The sequence below is a fragment of the Deltaproteobacteria bacterium genome (assembly GCA_016874775.1).
GTDB lineage: Bacteria > Desulfobacterota > Binatia > Bin18 > Bin18 > VGTJ01.
In genome coordinates this window covers 1-2,478 of the sequence record VGTJ01000341.1, presented here as the reverse complement: position 1 = coordinate 2,478, position 2,478 = coordinate 1, and the positions used below count along the sequence as shown (strand labels likewise).

Sequence of the window (2,478 nt, the reverse complement as noted above, 5' to 3'; positions counted from 1 at the left end):
TGGGCGAGCGGCTTGAGGGAAAACCTCACGAGCCGTTCCTATGGGGAGGGGCTGGAAACGGGTCGGATACCAATCCAGACACCGCGCCAGTCCTTCACCCGACAACGCGCGTTCAGTTGGCTCAACAATCGGCGGCGCTTGGATCGGATGTTGGAACACGGGCAGAAGGCGTATCGCGCGTTCCTGCGAGTCTATTTCGTGCAGCACTATCTCAAGGCCCTATTTTCCTGATCGAAATGAGTTTTGAGACAGCTTCTATCTAAGTTCAGCAGTCCATTAAAGGTTCCATTCAGTGCGAAGGTGAAGAAGTCACTATCGTTGACAACGATACCACCGTTGCCACCACCAGCACAGTTGCTGCCGGACGTAGCGCAGACATCAACGGCGGCAAACCCAGAGAAATTGGTGCTCTTAAAAGAGGTCAGATCGCTGCCAAGTGTTCCGGTACCGAAACCGGTGAAGTTATCAACCGAAAGGCCGAAACTCGTGATCCTGCCAATCGTGCTAGTGTTCTTGAGATTAACGCTGACCTGGGCTGAATTACTGTTCAAGCTGACAACGCTGAGTGTTGCCTCAGCGCTGAGGGTTTCGCCGAGGACGTCTAGTCCCAGACAATACCGAAACTATCTCCTTGGACGAGCCCAGAGACCTGGTATACCGGCAATCCACCGGGGTTTCCGTTTGAGTTCCCAATTGTGTTGATCGTGAACGCCTCACTACCTGTCACTGTAGAGAAGAAAAGGGATGCTGCCAGTGCAGCTGACCAGAAAAACCTCTTGACCCGCATGATATGACCTCCATTGAGATTTCTCAGGGCCATTTCCCTCACACGAGAGAAGAGGTGAATGGGAAGAGAAGAATTTTGAGTCCCTAAAAATGCAAGGACGAGGCCGAGTCACTGAAGCTAAAATTCACCCTTCGCTCGCACGCTATGGCTCTGAATACATTGAGAGAATAACGGTCTCGCTGTATCTATCCGTTAGGGGCGTTCCTTGTCTGCATTTCGGGCGATCCGAAGGCCGTCATTGCAACGATAATTTGTCAAGAACCTTGACGGTCATTGCTTCTTGTTTCGTAGGGTTTATAGAGAAGCGTGTTCTTATTGTTACCCTGTTAAGGAGAAAGGTATGGTACAAAGACGACAAAAATTAGTGGTGATAATGGGGCAACATAAAAATGGTCAGAAAAATGAAGGGTGTGTGACTAACACATTAAGGCTGAAGGAGCCTGATTGAGGTCATTCACGGAGCGTAAAAACCCCCGATAGTAATCACTTTTCGTTTGACTGAGGCAGGAAAAGAGGCAAATTTGCCTGTAAAGAAAGCTGACAATGGTGAGGAGGCGTATCGTGAGAGGAGAGGGCGGTCCTGGCAGGAAGCGCCACGCTGAAGAATTCAGCAGTGGCGTTCAAGCAAAATCGAAAACTCGGCTCTAACTTCTCTTTTATTTATCCGTTTTGCGCGACTGCCGCTCGATGACGGTCAGGCGGCTGTTTATGCGCGCGAGCGTGCGCTGTAATTCTTGAATCAATTGGCTTTGCGTCTGAATGGTTCGCTGCTGGGAGCCGATCGTGTTTTCTTGTTGCAGTGTGTACAAGGTCAACTCTTCGACCTTCTTCAATAAATGCATTTGCATTTCACTGAGGTCGATCCCGCTGGCTTTGATCTCTTTCGCGGAGGGAATCTCTGGGAGATGTTTCTCTTTTTCGATGTACTTTGCCAATTGTTTGAGTGACAGCAATTTGTAATCGGGTTCAAAGACATAGTCCGGGACGTTGAGGTCTTGGGCTCCAACGCGAAACGCCGTCGCTTTCACCTTGCCTGCGACCTCCAACAGTTCAGTGGGCGCTAAAGTGCCGACACCGATGCTGCCAGTATTCGTGATGATCATACGCTGGACATTGCCAGTGGCGAAGCGGAGCGATGGGTTGGGAGCAACTGCACCAGGAGCGGGGCGCACGTTAAAGAAGCCCGAACCGATGCCAAAAGAAAAGCCGGAGTAACCGAAATTCATTGCCGTTCCATTCCAACCAGGATCAGGGCCAATGGCATTGAATACATCGGCGGCCCCATCACCAAAGATATGCAGGTTTCCTTGTGGAGTTTCCGTGCCGAGACCGACTTGACCGGAGCGGTGGATAACCAGACTATCGCTTGGCGCTCCAGTAGAAATGGTAAAGGGAACTTTGTTTGCTGTGACGTCTTGAACCACGAACTCCGTCTCGTCGCCTGCGACGTGCCACTCATAGGTCCCTTCTGGCCCACCGGTTTGATTGAGGTGTAGCGAGGGAAAGTCGCTCGTTGTGATCACGACATCGCTGTCAAAGTTAGGCGGTGGCAGGAAACAACTTACCGCAATAGTGATTGACCGGAGTGGAGAGCCTCTGCACAAGAGCAGGGATGAGAGACGAGACCATTGTGTGCTGGCTTCGGTCTAAGTATCGAAGTCTGGTCGAAGAGCTGGATGAACGCGGGCGAC

2 protein-coding genes are annotated in these 2,478 nt (G+C 51.2%); both read right to left on the bottom strand.

Annotation, left to right across the window (positions count from 1 at the left end; translation table 11 throughout):
* Window positions 1-206 precede the first annotated feature (206 nt).
* On the bottom strand, window positions 207-551 hold the full coding sequence (locus FJ147_28275; protein ID MBM4259780.1) for a hypothetical protein: 345 nt from the start codon (window positions 549-551) through the stop codon (window positions 207-209).
* An 892-nt stretch (window positions 552-1,443) separates the two neighbouring features.
* Complete coding sequence (locus FJ147_28270) at window positions 1,444-2,310, bottom strand: hypothetical protein (protein MBM4259779.1); 867 nt, start codon at window positions 2,308-2,310, stop codon at window positions 1,444-1,446.
* Window positions 2,311-2,478: the final 168 nt, after the last annotated feature.